Genomic DNA, 18274 nt, shown 5'->3' with positions numbered 1-18274 from the left:
ATATAACGACATGGCAAAGACGAGTAAGCTGGCCCGCAACGCGCAGCGCAAGGAACTGGTGGGCCGATACGCCACCAAGCGCGCTGCCCTCAAGGCCATCATCCAAAATCCGAAGAGCACGGGCGAAGAGAAGCTCGCGGCCGTGAACGCGCTGCACAAGTTGCCGCGCGATTCATCGGCGACCCGCGTGCGGAACCGCTGCAACATGAGCGGCCGTCCGCGCGGGTTTCTCCGCCAATTCGGCCTCAGTCGCATCGCCCTCCGTGATATGGCCTTGAACGGCTTTATTCCCGGTGTGCGCAAGGCGAGCTGGTAGCAGGATCTGATCAGTCGTGGTGTAGCGTCCGGGTAGTGAGTTGTGGGTGAGCCCCAACCCGCTACCTTGAACGCTGCACCCGTCGCGGCTTTTTTATTCACTTCCTACAGGTCCCCGGCGCGGCCGGCGGATACCCTAGGAGAACTCAGAGAGCATGAGCCTCAACGACCCTATTGCCGACATGCTGACGCGCATTCGCAACGCCTGTGCCTCCAAGCACCGCCGCGTGGATATGCCGTTGTCAAAGATCAAGATCGAGATTGCGCGGATCTTGAAGGAAAGCAACTTCATCCAGGATTATCGCACCGTCGAGAATGAAGACGGGAAGCATTTGCTTCGAGTGATCCTCAAGTACGCGCACGGTGGACAGTCGGTTATCCGACAGACAAAGCGCGTGTCCACGCCTGGCCTTCGCAAATACGTTGGTGCGCAGGAGATTCCGCGGGTCCGGAACGGACTCGGCATCTCGATCCTCAGCACGTCGAAGGGCATCATGTCCGACCGTGATGCGCGCTCCTCGAACACAGGGGGCGAGCTACTCGCCCTCATCTGGTAAGGAGACGCAACGATGTCACGTATCGGCAAGCGCCCCATCCCGGTTCCGGCCGGGGTCACAGTGGCGATCGATGGCAGCAAGGTGAGTGTGAAGGGTCCGAAGGGTGAGCTCACGCGGGTGCTCCCCACGGACATGATCATCTCGCAGGAAGGCAGCGAACTGCTCGTGAAGCGTCCGTCCGATGAAGAGCGCCACAAGGCGCTACATGGACTGACGCGCACGCTGGTCGCGAACATGGTGGAAGGGGTCACGACGGGCTTCAAGAAGGTTCTCGAGATCACTGGTGTCGGCTACAAGGCCGAGATGAAGCCGTACGGCGCGCTGTTGTCACTCGGCTTCTCACACCAGATCGAATACAAGGCGCCGGATGGGGTCAAGATCAGCGCGACGAATCCGACGACGGTTGTTATCGAAGGCGCCAGCAAGGAACTCGTGGGCCAGAGTGCCGCCGAAATTCGCAGCTTCCGCAAACCCGAGCCGTACAAGGGCAAGGGCGTGAAGTATCAGGGTGAAGTTGTCCGGCGTAAGGCCGGTAAGGCGGGAGGCAAGTAATGGCCAAGATCGCGATTCCGCGCACCAACGCAGAGCGGCGTAAACGCCGCCATCTGCGCGTGCGCAAGGCAGTGAGCGGGTCGGCGGAGCGTCCGCGTCTCGTGGTGTTCCGTTCGCTGAAGCACATCTACGCCCAGATCGTGGACGACGTCACGCAGCGTACGCTGATGACCGTTGGCGACGAAGGGATGAACGGCACGAAGTCGGAGCGTGCGCTCGCCGTCGGCAAGCAGGTTGCTGAGCGGGCGAAGGCGGCCGGCATCGCGAAGGTCGTCTTCGACCGTGCCGGTTACCAGTATCACGGCCGCGTCAAGGCCGTGGCAGATGGCGCCCGAGAGGGCGGCCTGGAGTTCTGATCATGGCTAACGCAGCAGGAACCGGTGGCGCGCCTGGTGGCAGCGCCCGCAGTGGTGGTGGACCTGGCGGTCGTGGCCGTGGTGGCCCGGGCGGCGGTCGCGGGGGCCCAGGTGGCGGACGTGGACGTGGCGGCCCCGGTGGCGGCCCCGGTGGCGGCGCGCCCGCCGGACGTGGTCGTGGTCCCGGTGGTGAAGGGGGACCGGGCGCGGGCCGTGATGGCCGTGGTCGCGATGGAGGCCGTGGTCCGTCACAGGACCGCGAGCAGAGCGATCTGGTCGAGAACGTGATTGCGATCAACCGCGTGGCGAAGGTCGTGAAGGGTGGTCGTCGGTTTTCGTTCAACGCGCTGGTCGCGGTGGGCGATGGACAGGGCAAGGTCGGTTTTGCCACCGGGAAGGCGAATGAAGTGTCGGAAGCGGTCCGCAAGGCCGTGGAAGCCGCCCGTCGCAAGATGGTGCAGATCCCGTTGACCGGGTCGACCATCCCGCACGAAGTCGTCGGTAAGCATGGCGCGGGTAAGGTGCTCATGAAGCCGGCGGCGCCGGGCGCTGGTGTGATTGCCGGTGGTGCTGTGCGCGCGGTGCTGGAGTGCGCGGGCATCCACGATATTCTCACGAAGTCGCTGGGTTCTACCAATCCGCATAACATGGTGCTTGCGGCGCTCGACGGCCTGACGCATCTGATCACGGTCGAACAGGCGGCCAAGGAGCGCGGTGTGGACGTGTCGCAGATCGGCTACCGGTCGCGCGCGAAGTCACGTACCGAAACGCACGATGCTCGCAAGGCGGCCGTCGTTGGCGCCTCACCTAACGCCGTAGAGGTCGCATAATGCCGCGTACATTTGTATGGCATCCGTCGAAGGGTCCGGCGAAAACGCCGAAGCTTGAGGCGCCGGGCACCGGCAAGCTTCATATCAAGCAGGTGCGCAGTGGGATCGGCCATTCGTGGCGGATGCGACGCACTCTTGAGGCGCTCGGTCTTCGTCATCATCAGGCCAGCGTCGTGCAGCAGGATTCCGCCTCGCTGCGCGGCCAGCTCAAGCAGGTTCGTCACCTGGTGTTGGTGACTCCGGTGGAGGAGTAAGACATGGCTCACAATTCAGGCGCCGAAGGCGTCGAGAAGATCGGCCTGCACAACTTGCAGCCGGCGCCGGGTTCGCACCGTGGCCGTCGTCGCGTGGGTCGCGGTCCGGGCTCTGGCCTGGGCAAGACGTCCGGTAAGGGTCACAAGGGCTCCATGGCGCGTTCTGGCCATGGCGGTCCTGGTGGCGGCAAGCCGCACTTCGAAGGCGGCCAGATGCCGATCACCCGTCGGATCCCGAAGCGCGGGTTTACGAATCCGTTCCGTGAAGAGGCGCAGGTCGTGCGCCTCAATTCGCTGACCGGCGTCGCCGGGGACGAAGTGACGGTAGAGACGCTGGTGGCGGCTGGGCTCATTCGATCGGGCCACGGCCCGGCGAAGCTGCTCAACAACGGTGAAGTGTCTCGCGCGTTCACGGTGCGCGGCGTGAAGATCAGTGCCGGTGCCAAGGCGAAGATCGAAGCGGCCGGTGGCCGCATCGACGGCTGACGGAGACAATCCAGCGCATGGCGCAGCAACCCAATCCGGCGGCGCAAGCCGTCTCGAATATCTACCGGACGCCTGAGCTCTGGTCGAAGATTACCTTCACGTTCCTGTGTATGGTGATCTATCGAATCGGTGCACACATCACGGCGCCCGGTATCGATGTCCAAGCGCTGTCAGACTACTTCGCCCGCCAGCAGGGCGGTGGCCTTCTCGGCCTCTACGACATGTTCGTGGGTGGTGGTCTTTCCCGCGCGACCGTCTTCGCGCTCGGCATCATGCCCTACATCTCGGCGAGTATCTTCGTCCAGATTGCCGGGGCCGTAATGCCGAACGTGGACAAGATGCAGAAGGACGAGGAAGGCCGGAAGAAGTTGACGCAGTACACGCGTTACCTCACGGTCGTACTGGCGCTAATTCAGGCGTACGGATTCGCGCTGTTCACCGCGTCGCTTCCGGCCGCGGTGTCGCGTCCAGGGCCGTGGTTCACGGTGCAGATGATGCTCTTCCTCACCACGGGCGCGATCTTCGTTATGTGGTTGGGCGAGCAGATCACCGAGCGTGGCCTTGGCAACGGTGCGTCGCTGATCATTTTCTTCTCGATCGTCGAACGTATGTGGCCGTCGATCTTCCAGTCGTTCAACTTCGTGACCACGGGTACGTTGCCCGTGCTCTCGCTGGTGGTGCTGGCGATTTTGATGGTCGGCGTGGTCGCTGGTGTCGTGGCGATCACGGTGGCGGCGCGTCGCATACTCATTCAGATCCCGCAGCGTACGATGGCCCGAGGACGTCAGCGGGAGGCGGCCCGAAATTTCATTCCGCTCCGCATCAACACCGCGGGCGTGATGCCAATCATCTTCGCGCAGTCGGTGATCGTGATTCCAGGCGCGATCGCGCAGTTCAGCGGTAATGCCAAGGCGCAGGAAATTGCGGAGATGTTCAATCCGCAGGGTCCGAATCCGTGGATGTATTTCGTGCTCTCCGCGGTGCTCATTCTGCTGTTCACGTACTTCTACACGTCCATCATCTTCAATCCGGTGGATCTGGCGGAGAATCTGAAGAAGCAAGGCGGCTTCGTCCCCGGGATCAAGCCTGGCGCCAAGACCGCTGAATACATCGAGCAGGTGGTGGAGCGCATTACGCTCCCCGGCGCGATTTTTCTCACGGCCATCGCGCTAATGCCGATCGTGATTGCGCGCTTGATCAACGTGCCGTTCGCCTTTGGTGGAACATCACTGCTGATCGTGGTCGGTGTGGCGCTGGATACGATGGCGCAGATGCAACAGCACTTGCTACTCCGCAAGTATGACGGCTTCATGAAGAAGGGGCGCGTGCGCTTCCGCGGCCGTCAGGCGACTCAGGGCTTCTAAGGAAGATCATGATCATTGTCCTGCTTGGACCGCCGGGCGCGGGCAAGGGGACTCAAGGCGAGCGGCTTGCCGCTCGCCTTGACGTTCCTAAGATCGCCACCGGCGACGTGCTCCGCGCCGCCGTGCGTGACGGCACTCCGCTCGGTCTCGAAGCGAAAGCCGCCATGGATCGCGGAGATCTGGTCCCCGATGAGGTCATCATGGGGATCATGAAGGAAGCACTGGCGGCTCCGTCAGCAGCAAACGGCGCCATCCTCGATGGTGTTGTTCGCACCACGCCGCAGGCAGATGGTGTGGCCGTCATGCTGTCGGATCTCGGCCGAAAGGTGGATGCGGTGTTGCTCTTCGACATCGCCGAGGATGAACTGGTGCGCCGCCTCAGCGGTCGTACCACGTGCGATGTGTGTCAACGTCCGTTTTTCGGTCGTCAGCCCGGAGAAACCTGTGAATCCGACGGAAAGGTCGGCACACTCGTGCGCCGCAAGGATGACGAGCCCGATGCCGTGCGCAAGCGCCTTCAGGTGTATCGCGACCAGACGTCTCCTGTGATCAGCTGGTACGAGGAGCACGGCCCACGCGTCGTGCGCATCGATGCGATCGGATCACTCGAAGAAGTCGAGGCTCGCGCCTTGCACGTGCTCGGGTACTGATGGCGATCGGCGGATCTGCTCCTGCCACGTTGCTCAAGTCACCGCGCGAGATCGACATCATGGCACGCGGCGGGGCGTTGCTTTACGCCACGCTGCAGCACATGAAGGCCCATGTTCGCCCGGGCGTCAGCACGGGAGAACTCGACGCGCTGTGCGAGGCGTTCATCCGCTCACACGCGGGTGCTGAGCCGGCCTTCAAGGGACTCTACGGATTTCCTGGAAGTGCCTGCATCTCGATCAACGAGGAGGTCGTGCACGGCATCCCCTCGCGGAAGCGCGTGCTGCACGATGGCGACATCGTGAAGCTCGATTTCGGCGTGAAGCTCGAGGGCATGTACACCGACTCCGCCATTACCGTGTCCGTTGGTGACATCGACGAACAGACGCAGCGCCTGCTGGACGTGACGAAGCGCTCGCTGGACGCCGGAATTGCGGCGGCCACGGCCGACAACCACGTCGGCGACATCGGTGCCGCCGTACAGGCGGTCGTCGAAGCGGCCGGCTTTTCCGTGGTGCGCGAGCTGGTGGGGCATGGCGTCGGCTTTTCGCCACACGAGGAACTGCAGATCCCGAATTACGGCAAGCCGAAACGCGGGAAGAAACTCGGCGTCGGCCTCACGATTGCCATCGAGCCGATGGTGAACGTCGGAACGGCCAAGACCAAGACGCTCAGCGACAAGTGGACGGTGGTGACCGCCGACGCTAAGCGTTCGGCGCACTTCGAGCACACGGTGGCGATCACGGAGCACGGACCGCGCATCCTCACGCAGCCGCTCGGATAGCCTCGCGGCGTTCAACGCTTCCGGGCCAGCGGTACGATCAGCGTTCGCGCGGATCCGCACTCGATGCTGGCCGATCGCTCCGCGCTGTTGAAGCCGGGCAGCGAGATTGAGAGCTGATAGCGGCCCGGACGGAGTTCGAATGTGGTGCCAAGTACGGCATTCACGCGCACCGTGGAGCGCTCGGTTTCGCTTTCAAGGCGAACGAGCGCTTCACTCGTTTCGGGAACCGGCGGCGTGGTGTTGAGCTGCAGCGTGAGGCGGCCGACCCCGTTCGATGCCGCACAGACCGAGGGCGCGGCAGCCGCTGCTTGACCGCGCGCGTGACAGGCGGAGAGCAGCAGGCCTCCCAGCAGCAGCGCGGCAGAGACGGGCGTCACGACGGCACCATCGCGCGCTCAGCGGCGGCTTCGGCCACGCGTGCGTGCACCGATACCGCGTCGACGAGGGCGCGGGCCTCGGCGGCGAGCTGTGCGCCGGTTTCCGTGCCCTGTTCATCCAGTGATGCCACGTTGATGCGCACGTTGAGCACGGCGCCCTTGCAAGCCGCTTCGGCCATGAGGGCCGCCACGCACGCGTCGGTGACGGCGTTGCTGTTGCCTTGCACGGCCACCGTGGCCGCGATGGCGGCCACCTGCATGGCCAGGTGCGCCGTTTCGAGGGGCACTCGTGAGGCGAACACCAGCGCGTCACGAATGGCATCGGCGCGCGCCGTGGCGTGCTCCGGCGCCTTCGACATCGTATAGGCCGTTCGCACCCGTTCGTACGCATCGGCGTCGCGCTGCACGAGTTCGGCGAGTTGGCGGCCCAGCGTGTGCGCATCTACGGTGAGCTGCTTCATCTGCTCGTCGACCGCGGCGTACTTCTTTTTGCCAATGGTGAGTCCCGCTACCATCTGGGCGAGTGCCGCACCAAGCGCGCCGACGTGTGCGGCCACACTGCCGCCACCTGGTGTCGGCGACGCATCGGCGATGCGAGCCATGAAGCTCTCGACCGCTTCACCGCCGGCGATGACCTCGCGCACCTTCGTCTCCAGCAGCATCGCGTTGGAGAACCCGCGCAGTTGCACGTGTCGGGCACCGGCTTCGAGCAGCACGCGCTGGGGGACCAACCCGACGATCTCGCTCCACGTGGGCGACACGCCGTGCGCGGCCGCTTCCAGCTTCACGATCTCGAAGACGCGATGGAGCGGGGTCTTCTCGGTGTCGACGAGATTCATGGAGACCTGCGCCTGACCGTCGACTTCCATGCCGAGGCCCTTCACGTAGCGCAGTCCACCGGACGACCCACGAATCGCCTTCGCGACCTCTTTGGCGACGGGCAGATTCTTCGCGTCGCCGAGGTAGACGTTATACGCCACGAGAAACGGACGGGCACCGATCGCCGTGGCGCCGGCGGTGGGATGGATTTCGTTCGCTCCGAAGTCGGGTTTCCGCGCCGGATTGGTGCGGATGTCGCCCCGCAGTCCCTCGAACTCGCCACGTCGCACATCGGCAAGATTCTCGCGGGCGGGCGTGGTGGCGGCGCGCTCGTACAGATAAACGGGAATGCCCAACTCGGCCGCCGCGAGCGCGCCGAGCTCGCGGGCGAGGGCGACGCACTGCTCCATGGTCGTGCCTTCGAGCGGAATGAACGGAACGACATCGGTGGCGCCGATGCGCGGATGCTCGCCCTGATGCGTGGTGAGATCGATGCGCTCCTGCGCGACCTTCATCGCGGCGAAGGCCGCCGGGACCGCCGACTCGAGCGCGGCCACGAAGGTGATCACGGTGCGATGATGGGACGGATCGCTGGACACATCGAGCACATGCGCGCCGGGCGTGCCCGCAATGGCATCGCGAATCGCGGCGATCACGGCAGGGTCGCGACCTTCAGAGAAATTGGGGACACATTCGACGAGAGGCACGATCAGGCGGGGTTGGGGGCGGGGACGGCACCATCGGTCAGCAGGTCGAGGAACCAGTCGTGAAGGATACCGTTGCTGGCGACGATTGGTCCGCCCGTAAGGCGCGCATCGCGACCGTCGAGGTCGGTCACGCGTCCGCCGGCCTCGCGCACCAACAGGACGCCGGCGGCCAGATCCCAGGGATTCAGGAAGAGTTCCCAGAAGCCGTCGAAGCGTCCGCGGGCCACGTCGGACAGGTCGAGCGCGGCGGAGCCGGCGCGGCGCACGCCCGAGATAATCGGCATGAGGCGCCGGAGCTGACGAAGGTACAGGTCGGCCTGAGAGACATCCTTGAACGGGATTCCGGTGCCGATCAGGGCGCGGGCAGGGGTATCGGTGGTCGACACCCGTAGCCGGCTGCTGTCCACGAAGGCACCGTCACCGGTTGTGGCGTGCAGGACGCCGCCGCGGGCGACATCGTGCACGACACCCGCCTGCGCCACGCCATCGAGCGCGATACAGATCGAAACGCAGTAGTTCGGAAATCCGTGAAGGAAATTGGTGGTGCCGTCCAGCGGATCGACGATCGCGACTAGTCCGTCGTCGGGGTGCGCATCGGCGCTCAATTCTTCGCCGACGATGCGGATACCCGGCATGCGCGCCGTGAGCATGTCACGGATGCGCTCCTCGGCCCCGACATCGACCCGACTTACGAAGTCCGTCGCGCTCTTCTCCCCCCACGCCAGTGTGCGGTGCGACCTCGCTTCATGCGTGATGAACCGCGCCGCCACATCGGCGGCCGCGATCGCGGCGTCGCGCCAATCCTGACGCTTCGGGTGTGGGGACAAGGTCATTCGGAGAGATCTGCGTTGCTGGAGAAAAACAGGGTGGGTACGTTTGAAGGATGGCACGCATCTTCAGCGGCATCCAGCCTTCGGGCGAACTCCATATCGGCAATTACCTCGGCGCCGTCAAGAACTGGGTTGAGCTTCAGGAGACGCATCCTGGCGCTCTGTTCTGCGTCGTTGATTATCACGCGATCACGGGCACGTACGATCCGGCGGTCCTTCGCGCGCGGCGCTGGGGGATGGCAAAGTCCCTGCTGGCCGCCGGAATCGATCCCGCGAAGGCTGCGCTGTTCGTGCAAAGCGAGGTGCCCGAACACACCGAACTGTCGTGGATCTTCACCACACTGACCCCGCTCGGCGATCTTGAGCGGCAGACGCAGTTCAAGGACAAGTCGTCGAAGGTCGAGAGCATTCCGGCAGGACTGCTGATGTATCCCGTGCTGCAGAGTGCCGACATCCTGCTCTACCGGGCCGATTCGGTGCCGGTCGGTGAAGACCAGATCCAACATCTCGAACTGGCGCGCGATACCGCGCGCAAATGGAATGCCAAGTTCGGGCAGGAGTACTTCCCGGAGCCGAAGCCTTTGCTCACGCCGACGCGTCGCATCATGGGGCTCGACGGGCAGTCGAAGATGTCGAAGTCGCTGGGCAACACGATCGGGTTGATGGAAACCGACGACGAGATCTGGGCGAAGCTGCGTCCGGCGATGACCGATCCACAGCGTGTCCGCAAAACGGATGTCGGGCGCCCTGAGGTGTGCAACGTCTTCCAACTACACAAGGCGTTCAGCAGCGCGGAGACGGTCGTGCACGTCGATGGGCAGTGTCGTACCGCCGGGTGGGGCTGCATGGATTGCAAGAAGGTGCTGGCAGAGAGCATGGTGCAAGCGCTCACGCCAATTCGTCGTCGCGCGGAAGCGTTGGACGCCGAGCCGCAGCGCGTGCTCGATGCACTGGCCACCGGTGCCGATACGGCGCGAGGCATCGCGCGAGAAACGATGCGTGAGGTGCGCGGTTACATGGGCCTCGATGCGGTCACGATTCCCACCGACGCCACCGCGTGATAGGCGCTGGTGGCCACCGTCGATTGGTGGTGGATCTGCAGAGTACGTCGCCGCATATGCGACTGCCTCCCTGGGCGGCTGAGAGGCTCACGGCGGTCGCACCGGATGGCTGGGAAGTGATACACATCGCCTCGGCGTCGGAGTCGGTGGGGAGCGGCACGAATCTCGTGAGCGACGAAGCGATGGCGGCCATCAGACAGGCGGAAGCGTATTTCGGCTACGGGATGCCGGTGGCGTTGCTTCAGGCGGCTTCGCTGCTCCGATGGGGGCACAGTGCATCGGCGGGGGTTGGAGCGTCGGTCACGCCGGCCCTGCAGCGCTCCGGGGTGATGTTCACCAACAGCGCCGGCGTGTACGGCGAACCGATCGCGGACACGGTACTGGCCGGCGTGCTGCATTTCGTGCGCGGGCTGGACTTCGCGGTGCGGCAGCAGACGGTCTCCGCCTGGGATCAGCGCTCCTTTATTCACCGCACTACTGACGGTCCCGCCGACGTGCGTGAACTGTCGGAGCTTCGCGTTCTGGTGGTGGGGGTGGGCGGTATCGGTTCGGCGGTGGCCCGCCGGTTTTCGGCGTTGGGGTGCCGATGCGTGGGGATCCGGCGTCGGCCGGCACTGGGCGCCCCCGATGGCTTTTCGCGCGTGGTGGGAGCGGACGGCCTCGACGCGGAGTTGCCCGAGGCGGACGTGATGGTGTTGGCCGCGCCGCTGACCGATGGGAGCGCCTCGCTGTTGGATGCGCGTCGGCTGGCGTTGCTCCCCGCCGGGGCAATCGTCGTGAACGTAGCGCGGGGCGCGCTGGTGTCCGACGTGGACCTGCTGGATTCGTTAAACCGGAATCATGTTCGCGGGGCCGTGCTGGATGTGTTCAACACGGAGCCGTTACCGGCCGACAATCCATATTGGCCGCATCCGAAGGTTCTGGTGACCCCGCATGTATCCGGCGTTTCGCCGCGGCATTGGCGGCGTGGGCTCGAGCTGTTCATAGACAACTGGCGGCGTTGGCACGCGGGCACACCGCTGCGCAACGTCGTGGACCTCGATGCGGGTTATTGATCGGGGGCCGCACACCTCCCGTAGCTCTTCCAAGCAGGCATCGTGGCGATCGAGCGAATCATCAAGGCGGCAGTCGAACGGGGTGCGTCCGACGTGCACATCAAGGCGGGCGACGTCGTGCGTGCGCGCATCGACGGCCGCCTCGTGGTGCTGACCAAGCAGGCGCTCACCGCGGAACAGACGCGCGCGATCGCCTTACATTTCATGATGTCGGATACCGACCGCGCCGCGATCGATACGCTGAAGGACCATGACTGCTCGTGGCATTCGCCGGGCGTGGGACGGTTCCGCGTGAACATCATGCGGCAGCGCGCGGCCCATTCCATCGTGATGCGCGTGATTCCCGAGACTGTGCCGACGTTTCAGACGCTCAAGTTGCCGCCGGTGCTCGATCGTATCGCGCATACGGAGCGCGGCATGGTGTTGGTCACCGGCGTGACGGGTTCCGGCAAGTCGAGCACGATGGCGGCGCTGGTGAATGCGATCAACGCGTCGTACGAGAAGCACATTCTCACGCTCGAGAATCCGATCGAGTTCATTCACGCCGATCTCAAGAGCTCGGTCACGCAACGTGAAGTGGGGATCGATACCGAGAGTTTCCGCATGGGACTCCGGGCGGCGCTGCGTCAGGATCCCGACGTGATTCTGATCGGCGAAATGCGCGATCCGGAAACGATCGACACCGCGATGAAGGCGGCGGAGACGGGTCACTTGCTGATTTCGACGTTGCACACGCCCGATGCACAGAGCACCATCATGCGGATCGTGGCCATGTTCCCGCCCGACGAGCAGACCGTGGTACGCAGGCGTCTCGCCGAGTCGTTGCATGCGGTGGTGTCGCAGCGTCTGCTGCCGCGCGCGAACGGACAGGGCCGCGTGGTGGCGTGTGAAGTGATGATCGTGACGTCGACGATCCGCGATCTGATCGCCGAGGGAAACGTGGTCGAAATCCGCGACTACATCGCCGATGGCGCACAGTATGGCATGCGGACATTCGATCAACATCTCACCGAACTGGTGAACGACAATGAAGTGACGTTCGAGGTGGCGAAGGCGGCGGCGACGAACCCGGCGGACTTCGAACTCACCTTCCGCATGGGCAAGAACCGTGAGTCGCCTCCGGCGGGTGTGCGCGGCATTGCGTCGCGTCCAACGGGCAGCACGAAGTCGGTCACACAAGGCATGGGTGCCGTGGCGACGCCAAGTGGCTACGGTGCCAACCCGCTGGGCACCGGACCCACGATGCCGCCGATCGCCACCAGCCCGAGTGGCCACTCGGCGGTGTCGAGCCCGAATCCGCTGGGGAACGACGCGGTGTTCGGCAGCGGATTCGAGAGCCTGTTCGGGGGCTGAGCCGGCGAGCGTCGGACCCCGGCGGGCTGGCAGCGGATTAGATTTTCCGGATGCCGAACACTCCTCTTGGTGGGCTTATGGTGCCCGCCGTCTCCTGTTTTACCGCGACGGGTGACCTTGACCGCGCCGCGTTCCAGTCCAACATCGACGCGTACATTGGCCATGGTGTCGACGGTGTACTCGTCGCCGGTTCAAGTGGTGAATCCGCGCTCCTGGACGACGCCGATCGTCGTCAGCTGCTCACGTGGGCCCGCGAGCGGCTGTCCGGAGACCAGTGGCTGCTGGCCGGTGTCGGCAGCGAGAGCACACGTCAAACGATTTCGCGGGCGCATGATGCGCAGGCCGTGGGCGCGACGGCGGCGTTGGTGATTTCGCCGCACTACTTCCTGAAGCGGATGACGGAGCCGGCGTTGCTGGCGCATTTCCGCGCGGTTGCTGACGCGAGTCCGCTGCCGGTGCTGTTGTACAACATGCCGGCGTATGCGCATCTGGTGCTGAGCCCGGCGTTCGTGCACGAGATGGCGCAGCACGAGAATGTGATCGGCCTGAAGGACAGCGCGGGCAACATGCCGGTGTTCACGCAGTATCTCGAGTCACAGGGGCCGCACTTTCGCGTGCTGACCGGAAGCGGCGCGACGGTGGTGCCGGCGCTGGCGGCGGGCGCCGCGGGCGCCATTCTGGCCATCGCGCTGTATGCCGGTCCATTGGTGCGCCAAATGGTGGACGCCTTCCGGGCGGGCGACGTGGACGGCGCAACGGCGTTGCAGGCGCGCTTGGCGCCGCTGGCGACCGACATTGCGGGCGCCATGGGCCCCGCTGGCATCAAGGCAGCACTAGACCTGGTGGGACTGCATGGCGGTGCACCGCGGAGTCCGCTGCTGGTCGCTAGCGCCGCCGAGCAGGCGATCGTGCGGGCCCGTCTCGAAACAGCGGGGCTGCTGCCGGCGTAGTCCGGGGTATGGCAACCTTCCTGCTGCTTGGCGTCGCGCTGGCGTTCGGACTCGTGCTGATTCCGTTCGGCCTGCCCGGATTGTGGGTGATGCTGGGCGCGGCGCTGCTCCACTGGGTGCTGGTGCCGATGGGCGGCATCGGGCTCTGGACGATGGCGGGCGCGGGCGCGCTGGTGGTGGTGGCCGAGGGGCTCGAATTCACGATCTCGGCGCGTTACACCCGGAAGTATGGCGGGTCGCGCCGGGCGTCGTGGGGAGCCGTCATCGGAGGCCTGGTCGGGGCCATGGTGGGCATTCCGGTGCCGGTGGTGGGTTCACTCATCGGCGCCTTCGCCGGTGCGTTCCTGGGGGCGCTGGTGGCCGAGCTGTCGGTGTCGAAAGGAGCGCGCGGTGCGCCGGTACAGGTGGCCCGGGGTGCGTTGGTGGGACGAGTGGTCGCCGCCGCCGCGAAAGTGGGAATTGGAGTCGTCGTGGCCGTGTTGGTCATGGCGGCGGCGGTGGTCGGAAGCTAGATTTTCTCAACGCCCTGCGGATCGTCCGCGGGGCGTTTTTTGTGCGCGGCCGCAGGGCCGCCGGAGACCGACACGCATGTTCGATTCGACGACGCGCACCGTCGTAGTGGTGGGCGCGCAGTGGGGCGATGAAGGGAAGGGCAAGCTGGTGGACGTCCTGGCCGAGAAGGCCGATTGGGTTGTCCGCTATCAGGGCGGCGCCAATGCGGGTCACACCGTGCACATCGGCGATAAGTCCTTCATTCTGCACCAGATCCCCAGCGGCATTTTGCACCCCGGGGTGCGGTGTGCTATCGGGAATGGCGTGGTCATGGATCCGGAGACGTTGTTCACGGAAGTCGATGAGCTGATCGCCGACGGCGTGGACGTGGAGGGGCGGCTGTACGTGAGTGAGCGCGCTCATCTCGTCATGCCGTACCACAAGCTTGTGGACAAGGCGAGCGCGGCCAGCAAGGCCATCGGTACGACCGGTCGCGGCATTGGTCCGGCTTACGAGGACAAAGTGGCGCGACGCGGTGTGCGCGTGCTCGATCTCCGCAATCCCGCGCGGCTGCGTGAGCTCGTGACCTTGGGTGTGGAGCGGGCCAATGCGCAGCTGGAGCGTTCGGGCTCCGACCTGCGGGCGTCGGTCGACGAGACGATCATCGCGCTTGACGCGTTGTCGCCGCGCCTGCTCGGGCTGGCCGAAGATGTCGGGCTGTGCGTGCATCGCGCGATCAAGAGCGGTGCGGCGGTGCTCCTTGAAGGGGCGCAGGGGTCGATGCTCGACATCGACCACGGCACGTATCCGTTCGTGACGTCGAGCAACACGACGGTGGGTGGTGCGGCCACCGGCGTCGGCATTTCGCCGATGTCGTTGCAGTGCGCGCTCGGCGTGGTGAAGGCGTACACGACGCGCGTGGGCCACGGCCCGCTGCCGACGGAGTTTGCGGAACCGCTGCAGACCGAGGTCCGCACCCTCGGTCACGAGTTCGGTGCCACGACGGGCCGTGCCCGTCGCTGCGGTTGGTTCGACGGCGTCGTCGTGCGGTACGCGGCGCGCGTGAATGGTCTTACCGCGTTGGCGATCACCAAGCTCGACGTGCTGGATACGCTCGACGAGTTGATGGTGTGTACGGGCTATCGTATCAACGGGGAAGTGCACACCGAATTCCCGGCCGATCTCCAGTTGTTGGAGCACGCCGAGCCGGTGTACGAGACGATGCGGGGCTGGAACCAATCCACGCAAGACGCGCGGAAGCTGGAAGACCTGCCGGCGGCGGCGCGGGCGTATCTGGATCGTCTCGAGCAGTTGTGTGAAACGCCCATTGCGTATGTGAGCGTGGGCACCCGTCGCGACCAGATCATTGGAGTTCACGCGGTCGTCGCATGACGACGTTCGTGGATGTCGCGATCGTCGGAGCGGGTCCGTGCGGCTTGGCGGCGGCCGTGGCGGCGATTCGTGGCGGACTGTCGGTGGCGGTGTTCGATCGCGGCTGCCTCGTGAACGGCATCGCGAGCTACCCCACGTACATGACGTTTTTCAGCACCGCCGAGCGCATTGCGATCGGCGGTGTGCCGTTCCTGATCGCGGCGCCGAAACCGAACCGTCGTGATGCCCTGGCGTACTACCGTGGTGTGGCGTCGATGTATGATGTGCCGGTGCGGCAGTATGAAACGGTGGAATCGATGCGCCCCGTGCGATTTGATCCACCGGCCGGCGAGCCGGCCCCGGAACGGGCGGCGCAGTGGCTGTTGCGCAGCGTGAAACGCAGCGGTGAAGTGCTGGAAACGGCGGCCCATGCGGTGATCATCGCGACCGGCTACTTCGGCCGTCCGAATTTGCTGCAGGTGCCGGGTGAGTCGTTGCCGCATGTGCGCCACGGGTACGTGGAAGGGCACGAGGCGTGGCGAGAGCCGGTCGTCATCGTGGGCGGCGGTAACTCGGCGGTGGATGCGGCGCTCGATATGTACCGAGCCGGCGCGCACGTGACCATCGTGCACGTGGGTGCGACGCTCGACAACGGCGTGAAGCCGTGGGTGCGTCCCGACATCGAGGCGCGCATTCACGAGGGCAGCATTCAGGCACACTACGAGAGTCGCGTGCTCGCGATCGAGCCCGATGTCGTGGTGGTGGTCGGCCCTGACGGTGAGGCGCGCGTGCCGGCCACGCAGGTGTACACGATGACGGGGTATCTGCCGGAAATCGGACTGCTGGAGGCGGTGGGCGTACCCATCGAGCCGGTGAGTGGCATCCCGGCGCACAACCCGCTCACGATGGCAACGCCGGTCATGGGTGTCTACCTTGCGGGAGTGATCGCGTCGGGACTGTCGGCGAATCGCATTTTCATCGAAAACGGCCGCGATCACGGTGACACGATCGTGCGGCACATCCTTTCCTGACTTTTCAACTCTTCGGTTCCGATGGCTTCCCAACCCGACGTGATGGACAAGCTGGTGTCGCTCTGCAAGCGACGCGGCTTCATCTTCCAGTCCTCCGAGATCTACGGTGGCACGGGCTCGGTGTGGGACTACGGTCCGCTCGGCGTCGAACTCAAGAAGAACATCAAGGATCGCTGGTGGAACGCGATGGTGCGTTCGCGCGACGACATCGAAGGGCTCGATGCGGCGATCCTGATGCACCCCCGCACGTGGGAGGCCAGCGGCCACGTGGCCGGCTTTGTGGACCCGCTCGTCGACTGCAAGACGTGCAAGGGCCGTTTCCGCGCCGACAAACTGGAAGACGCGCGCTGCCCCCAGAAGCCGAGCAAGCAGCCGGGCCAGCATGACGCCTGTCAGCTCACGGACGCGCGCAACTTCAACCTCATGTTCAAGACGTACATGGGCGCGCTCGAGGAGAGCGCGAGCGTCGTCTATCTGCGCCCGGAAACGGCGCAGGGCATCTTCGTGAACTTTCTGAACGTACAGCAGAGCATGCGCCAGAAGGTGCCATTCGGCATCGCGCAGATCGGCAAGGCGTTCCGCAACGAGATCACGCCGGGAAATTTCATTTTCCGCACGCGCGAGTTCGAGCAGATGGAGATGCAGTTCTTCGTCGCGCCGGGCACGGACATGGAGTGGTTCGAGCAGTGGAAGCAGCTCCGCATGGAGTGGCACCTCGCACTCGGCCTCTCGCCGGAGCGTCTGAAGTTCCATCAGCACGGCGCCGGTGAGCTCGCGCATTATGCGCGCGCGGCCTTCGACGTGACGTTCGACTTCGGCGGTACACTCGGCTTTCAGGAAATCGAAGGCGTGCACAATCGTGGCGACTTCGATCTCACGCAGCACCAGCAGTTTTCGAGCAAGAAGCTCGAGTATTACGACCAGCTCAACAACAAGCGCTACGTGCCCTACGTGATCGAGACGTCGGTCGGCGCCGACCGCGTGACCCTCGCGGCGCTGGTCAACGCGTACCGTGAAGAATCGGTGGAAGGCGAGGACGAAGGCCGCGTGGTACTGGGGCTGCATCCGGCCATCGCGCCGATCAAGGCTGCGATCTTCCCGCTCACCAAGAAGGACGGTCAGCCGGAGATGGCGAAGAACCTCATGAACGACCTGCGGATGGTGTTCCCGATGGACTACGACGAGTCGGGCTCGATCGGCAAGCGCTATCGTCGTCAGGACGAAGTCGGCACGCCATTCTGCATTACGGTCGATGGGCAGAGCACCTCCGACCAGACGGTCACGGTGCGTGATCGCGATACGCTGGCGCAGGATCGCGTGGACGTGAGCCAGCTTAAGGGGTACTTAGCGGCGAAGTTGGTGGGGTGAGATCAGCCTCTCAACGTTCGTAGGATCAGACTACACAGAGAACAGGAGAAAAAGAGGATAGGAGGCTCTTGTTCTCTTGTTCTCTTGTTCTCTGTGTGATCGGTTCGACGAGGCGAGTCGAGGCGCGCTTCACCCGTGGTTCATATTGAGCTGCCTTGGCGGCGGAGTCGGCGGGGTCCCTGTTTTGTGCGACGTGTTTCTCGGAACCGATCACACAGAGAACAGGAGAAAAAGAGGATAGGAGGCTCTTGTTCTCTTGTTCTCTTGTTCTCTGTGTGATCGGTTCGACGAGGCGAGTCGAGGCGCTAATGCTCGTCGAGGTAGCCGTTCATAACGCGCTGCACGCCGTCGATGAGGCGTTCGCCTCCGAAATTGATGAGAAGGCCCACCGGCAGCCTCAAGAGCCGGAGATAGGTCAGCAGCTGTCGCTGGTGAATGGGCGCCGGGCGTTCGGTGCATTTGAGCTCAACGGGAACCCGACCTTCGACCAAGAGGTCGAGGCGGAAGCCGAAGTCAACTTTCGTGCCTTTGTACTCGAACGGGATGACGAGCTGACGCTGGACGTGCAGGCCGCGGCGTTTGAGCTCGGCGGCGAGCAGCTCCTCGTAGGCCGACTCGAAGAGGCCCGGGCCCAGGTCGGCGTGGATGTGGATCGACGCGTCGATGATGTCGGCGGTGATCTGATTGATCGGTGGCATGCGAGATCATTCGGTC

22 protein-coding genes are annotated in these 18274 nt (G+C 64.6%); 18 read left to right on the top strand and 4 right to left on the bottom strand.

Annotated elements, in window-relative coordinates; genetic code table 11:
- Positions 1-10: 10 nt before the first annotated feature.
- The 10 genes from rpsN (at position 11) to map (ending at position 6146) form a co-directional block, all read left to right on the top strand.
- Positions 11-316, top strand: a complete 306-nt coding sequence (rpsN, locus tag ACLL97_RS06920) for a 30S ribosomal protein S14 (RefSeq protein ID WP_411279749.1) — start codon at positions 11-13, stop codon at positions 314-316.
- A gap of 154 nt (positions 317-470) precedes the next feature.
- Positions 471-872, top strand: a complete 402-nt coding sequence (gene rpsH / locus ACLL97_RS06915) for a 30S ribosomal protein S8 (protein ID WP_411279748.1) — start codon at positions 471-473, stop codon at positions 870-872.
- A gap of 12 nt (positions 873-884) precedes the next feature.
- Positions 885-1424 (top strand): 50S ribosomal protein L6, encoded by a 540-nt coding sequence (gene rplF, locus ACLL97_RS06910; protein WP_411279747.1) that lies wholly within the window; start codon positions 885-887, stop codon positions 1422-1424.
- Positions 1424-1780 (top strand): 50S ribosomal protein L18, encoded by a 357-nt coding sequence (gene rplR, locus ACLL97_RS06905; RefSeq protein ID WP_411279746.1) that lies wholly within the window; start codon positions 1424-1426, stop codon positions 1778-1780. Before rplF ends, rplR begins: the two co-directional genes overlap by 1 nt.
- 272 nt (positions 1781-2052) lie before the next feature.
- The gene (rpsE, locus tag ACLL97_RS06900; RefSeq protein WP_411279766.1) at positions 2053-2610 is read left to right on the top strand and encodes a 30S ribosomal protein S5; all 558 of its coding nucleotides are present in this window, start codon (positions 2053-2055) and stop codon (positions 2608-2610) included.
- Positions 2610-2864, top strand: a complete 255-nt coding sequence (rpmD, locus tag ACLL97_RS06895; protein ID WP_411279745.1) for a 50S ribosomal protein L30 — start codon at positions 2610-2612, stop codon at positions 2862-2864. Before rpsE ends, rpmD begins: the two co-directional genes overlap by 1 nt.
- A 39-nt stretch (positions 2865-2903) precedes the next feature.
- Complete coding sequence (gene rplO, locus ACLL97_RS06890; RefSeq protein WP_411279765.1) at positions 2904-3350, top strand: 50S ribosomal protein L15; 447 nt, start codon at positions 2904-2906, stop codon at positions 3348-3350.
- Positions 3351-3367: 17 nt separating this feature from the next.
- Positions 3368-4714, top strand: a complete 1347-nt coding sequence (secY, locus tag ACLL97_RS06885) for a preprotein translocase subunit SecY (protein ID WP_411279744.1) — start codon at positions 3368-3370, stop codon at positions 4712-4714.
- A gap of 8 nt (positions 4715-4722) precedes the next feature.
- Positions 4723-5364 (top strand): adenylate kinase, encoded by a 642-nt coding sequence (locus ACLL97_RS06880; protein ID WP_411279743.1) that lies wholly within the window; start codon positions 4723-4725, stop codon positions 5362-5364.
- Positions 5364-6146: a type I methionyl aminopeptidase gene (gene map / locus ACLL97_RS06875; protein ID WP_411279742.1), complete on the top strand. Its 783-nt coding sequence runs from the start codon at positions 5364-5366 to the stop codon at positions 6144-6146. The genes ACLL97_RS06880 and map overlap by 1 nt, the downstream gene beginning before the upstream one ends.
- Before the next feature lie 11 nt (positions 6147-6157).
- Here the strand turns inward: map and ACLL97_RS06870 are convergent, their stop codons facing one another.
- The 3 genes from ACLL97_RS06870 to ACLL97_RS06860 are packed head-to-tail and all read right to left on the bottom strand — an operon-like array spanning position 6158 to position 8882.
- Positions 6158-6523 (bottom strand): hypothetical protein, encoded by a 366-nt coding sequence (locus ACLL97_RS06870; RefSeq protein ID WP_411279741.1) that lies wholly within the window; start codon positions 6521-6523, stop codon positions 6158-6160.
- Positions 6520-8049: a glutamate formimidoyltransferase gene (ftcD, locus tag ACLL97_RS06865; RefSeq protein WP_411279740.1), complete on the bottom strand. Its 1530-nt coding sequence runs from the start codon at positions 8047-8049 to the stop codon at positions 6520-6522. The genes ACLL97_RS06870 and ftcD overlap by 4 nt, the downstream gene beginning before the upstream one ends.
- Positions 8050-8051: 2 nt before the next feature.
- Entirely contained in the window at positions 8052-8882 is an 831-nt protein-coding gene (locus tag ACLL97_RS06860) for an inositol monophosphatase family protein (protein WP_411279739.1), read from the bottom strand.
- Positions 8883-8932: 50 nt separating this feature from the next.
- On the opposite strand from ACLL97_RS06860, the gene trpS reads away from it, so the two are divergent.
- The 8 genes from trpS to ACLL97_RS06820 all read left to right on the top strand — a co-directional run bounded on the left by trpS (position 8933) and on the right by ACLL97_RS06820 (position 17560).
- Positions 8933-9940 (top strand): tryptophan--tRNA ligase, encoded by a 1008-nt coding sequence (gene trpS / locus ACLL97_RS06855; RefSeq protein ID WP_411279738.1) that lies wholly within the window; start codon positions 8933-8935, stop codon positions 9938-9940.
- A 56-nt stretch (positions 9941-9996) separates the two neighbouring features.
- A complete protein-coding gene (locus tag ACLL97_RS06850; protein WP_411279737.1) occupies positions 9997-10995 on the top strand; it encodes a D-2-hydroxyacid dehydrogenase in 999 nt (332 codons plus the stop codon).
- A gap of 42 nt (positions 10996-11037) precedes the next feature.
- On the top strand, positions 11038-12348 hold the full coding sequence (locus ACLL97_RS06845; RefSeq protein WP_411279736.1) for a PilT/PilU family type 4a pilus ATPase: 1311 nt from the start codon (positions 11038-11040) through the stop codon (positions 12346-12348).
- A gap of 50 nt (positions 12349-12398) precedes the next feature.
- A complete protein-coding gene (locus ACLL97_RS06840; RefSeq protein WP_411279735.1) occupies positions 12399-13298 on the top strand; it encodes a dihydrodipicolinate synthase family protein in 900 nt (299 codons plus the stop codon).
- 8 nt (positions 13299-13306) lie between these two features.
- The gene (locus tag ACLL97_RS06835; RefSeq protein ID WP_411279734.1) at positions 13307-13810 is read left to right on the top strand and encodes a DUF456 domain-containing protein; all 504 of its coding nucleotides are present in this window, start codon (positions 13307-13309) and stop codon (positions 13808-13810) included.
- Positions 13811-13886: 76 nt separating this feature from the next.
- The gene (locus tag ACLL97_RS06830) at positions 13887-15182 is read left to right on the top strand and encodes an adenylosuccinate synthase (protein WP_411279733.1); all 1296 of its coding nucleotides are present in this window, start codon (positions 13887-13889) and stop codon (positions 15180-15182) included.
- Complete coding sequence (locus ACLL97_RS06825) at positions 15179-16192, top strand: YpdA family putative bacillithiol disulfide reductase (protein WP_411279732.1); 1014 nt, start codon at positions 15179-15181, stop codon at positions 16190-16192. The genes ACLL97_RS06830 and ACLL97_RS06825 overlap by 4 nt, the downstream gene beginning before the upstream one ends.
- 21 nt (positions 16193-16213) lie before the next feature.
- Positions 16214-17560 (top strand): glycine--tRNA ligase, encoded by a 1347-nt coding sequence (locus ACLL97_RS06820; protein WP_411279731.1) that lies wholly within the window; start codon positions 16214-16216, stop codon positions 17558-17560.
- Positions 17561-17865: 305 nt separating this feature from the next.
- On the opposite strand, the gene ACLL97_RS06815 is transcribed toward ACLL97_RS06820, so the two are convergent.
- Positions 17866-18258: a GxxExxY protein gene (locus tag ACLL97_RS06815; RefSeq protein ID WP_411279730.1), complete on the bottom strand. Its 393-nt coding sequence runs from the start codon at positions 18256-18258 to the stop codon at positions 17866-17868.
- Between the last annotated feature and the right edge of the window lie 16 nt (positions 18259-18274).

The sequence above is a fragment of the Gemmatimonas sp. genome, from assembly GCF_046594945.1.
Lineage (GTDB): Bacteria > Gemmatimonadota > Gemmatimonadetes > Gemmatimonadales > Gemmatimonadaceae > Gemmatimonas.
The sequence above is the reverse complement of the archived record's forward strand: the minus strand, read 5'-3'. Positions and strand labels throughout refer to the sequence as shown.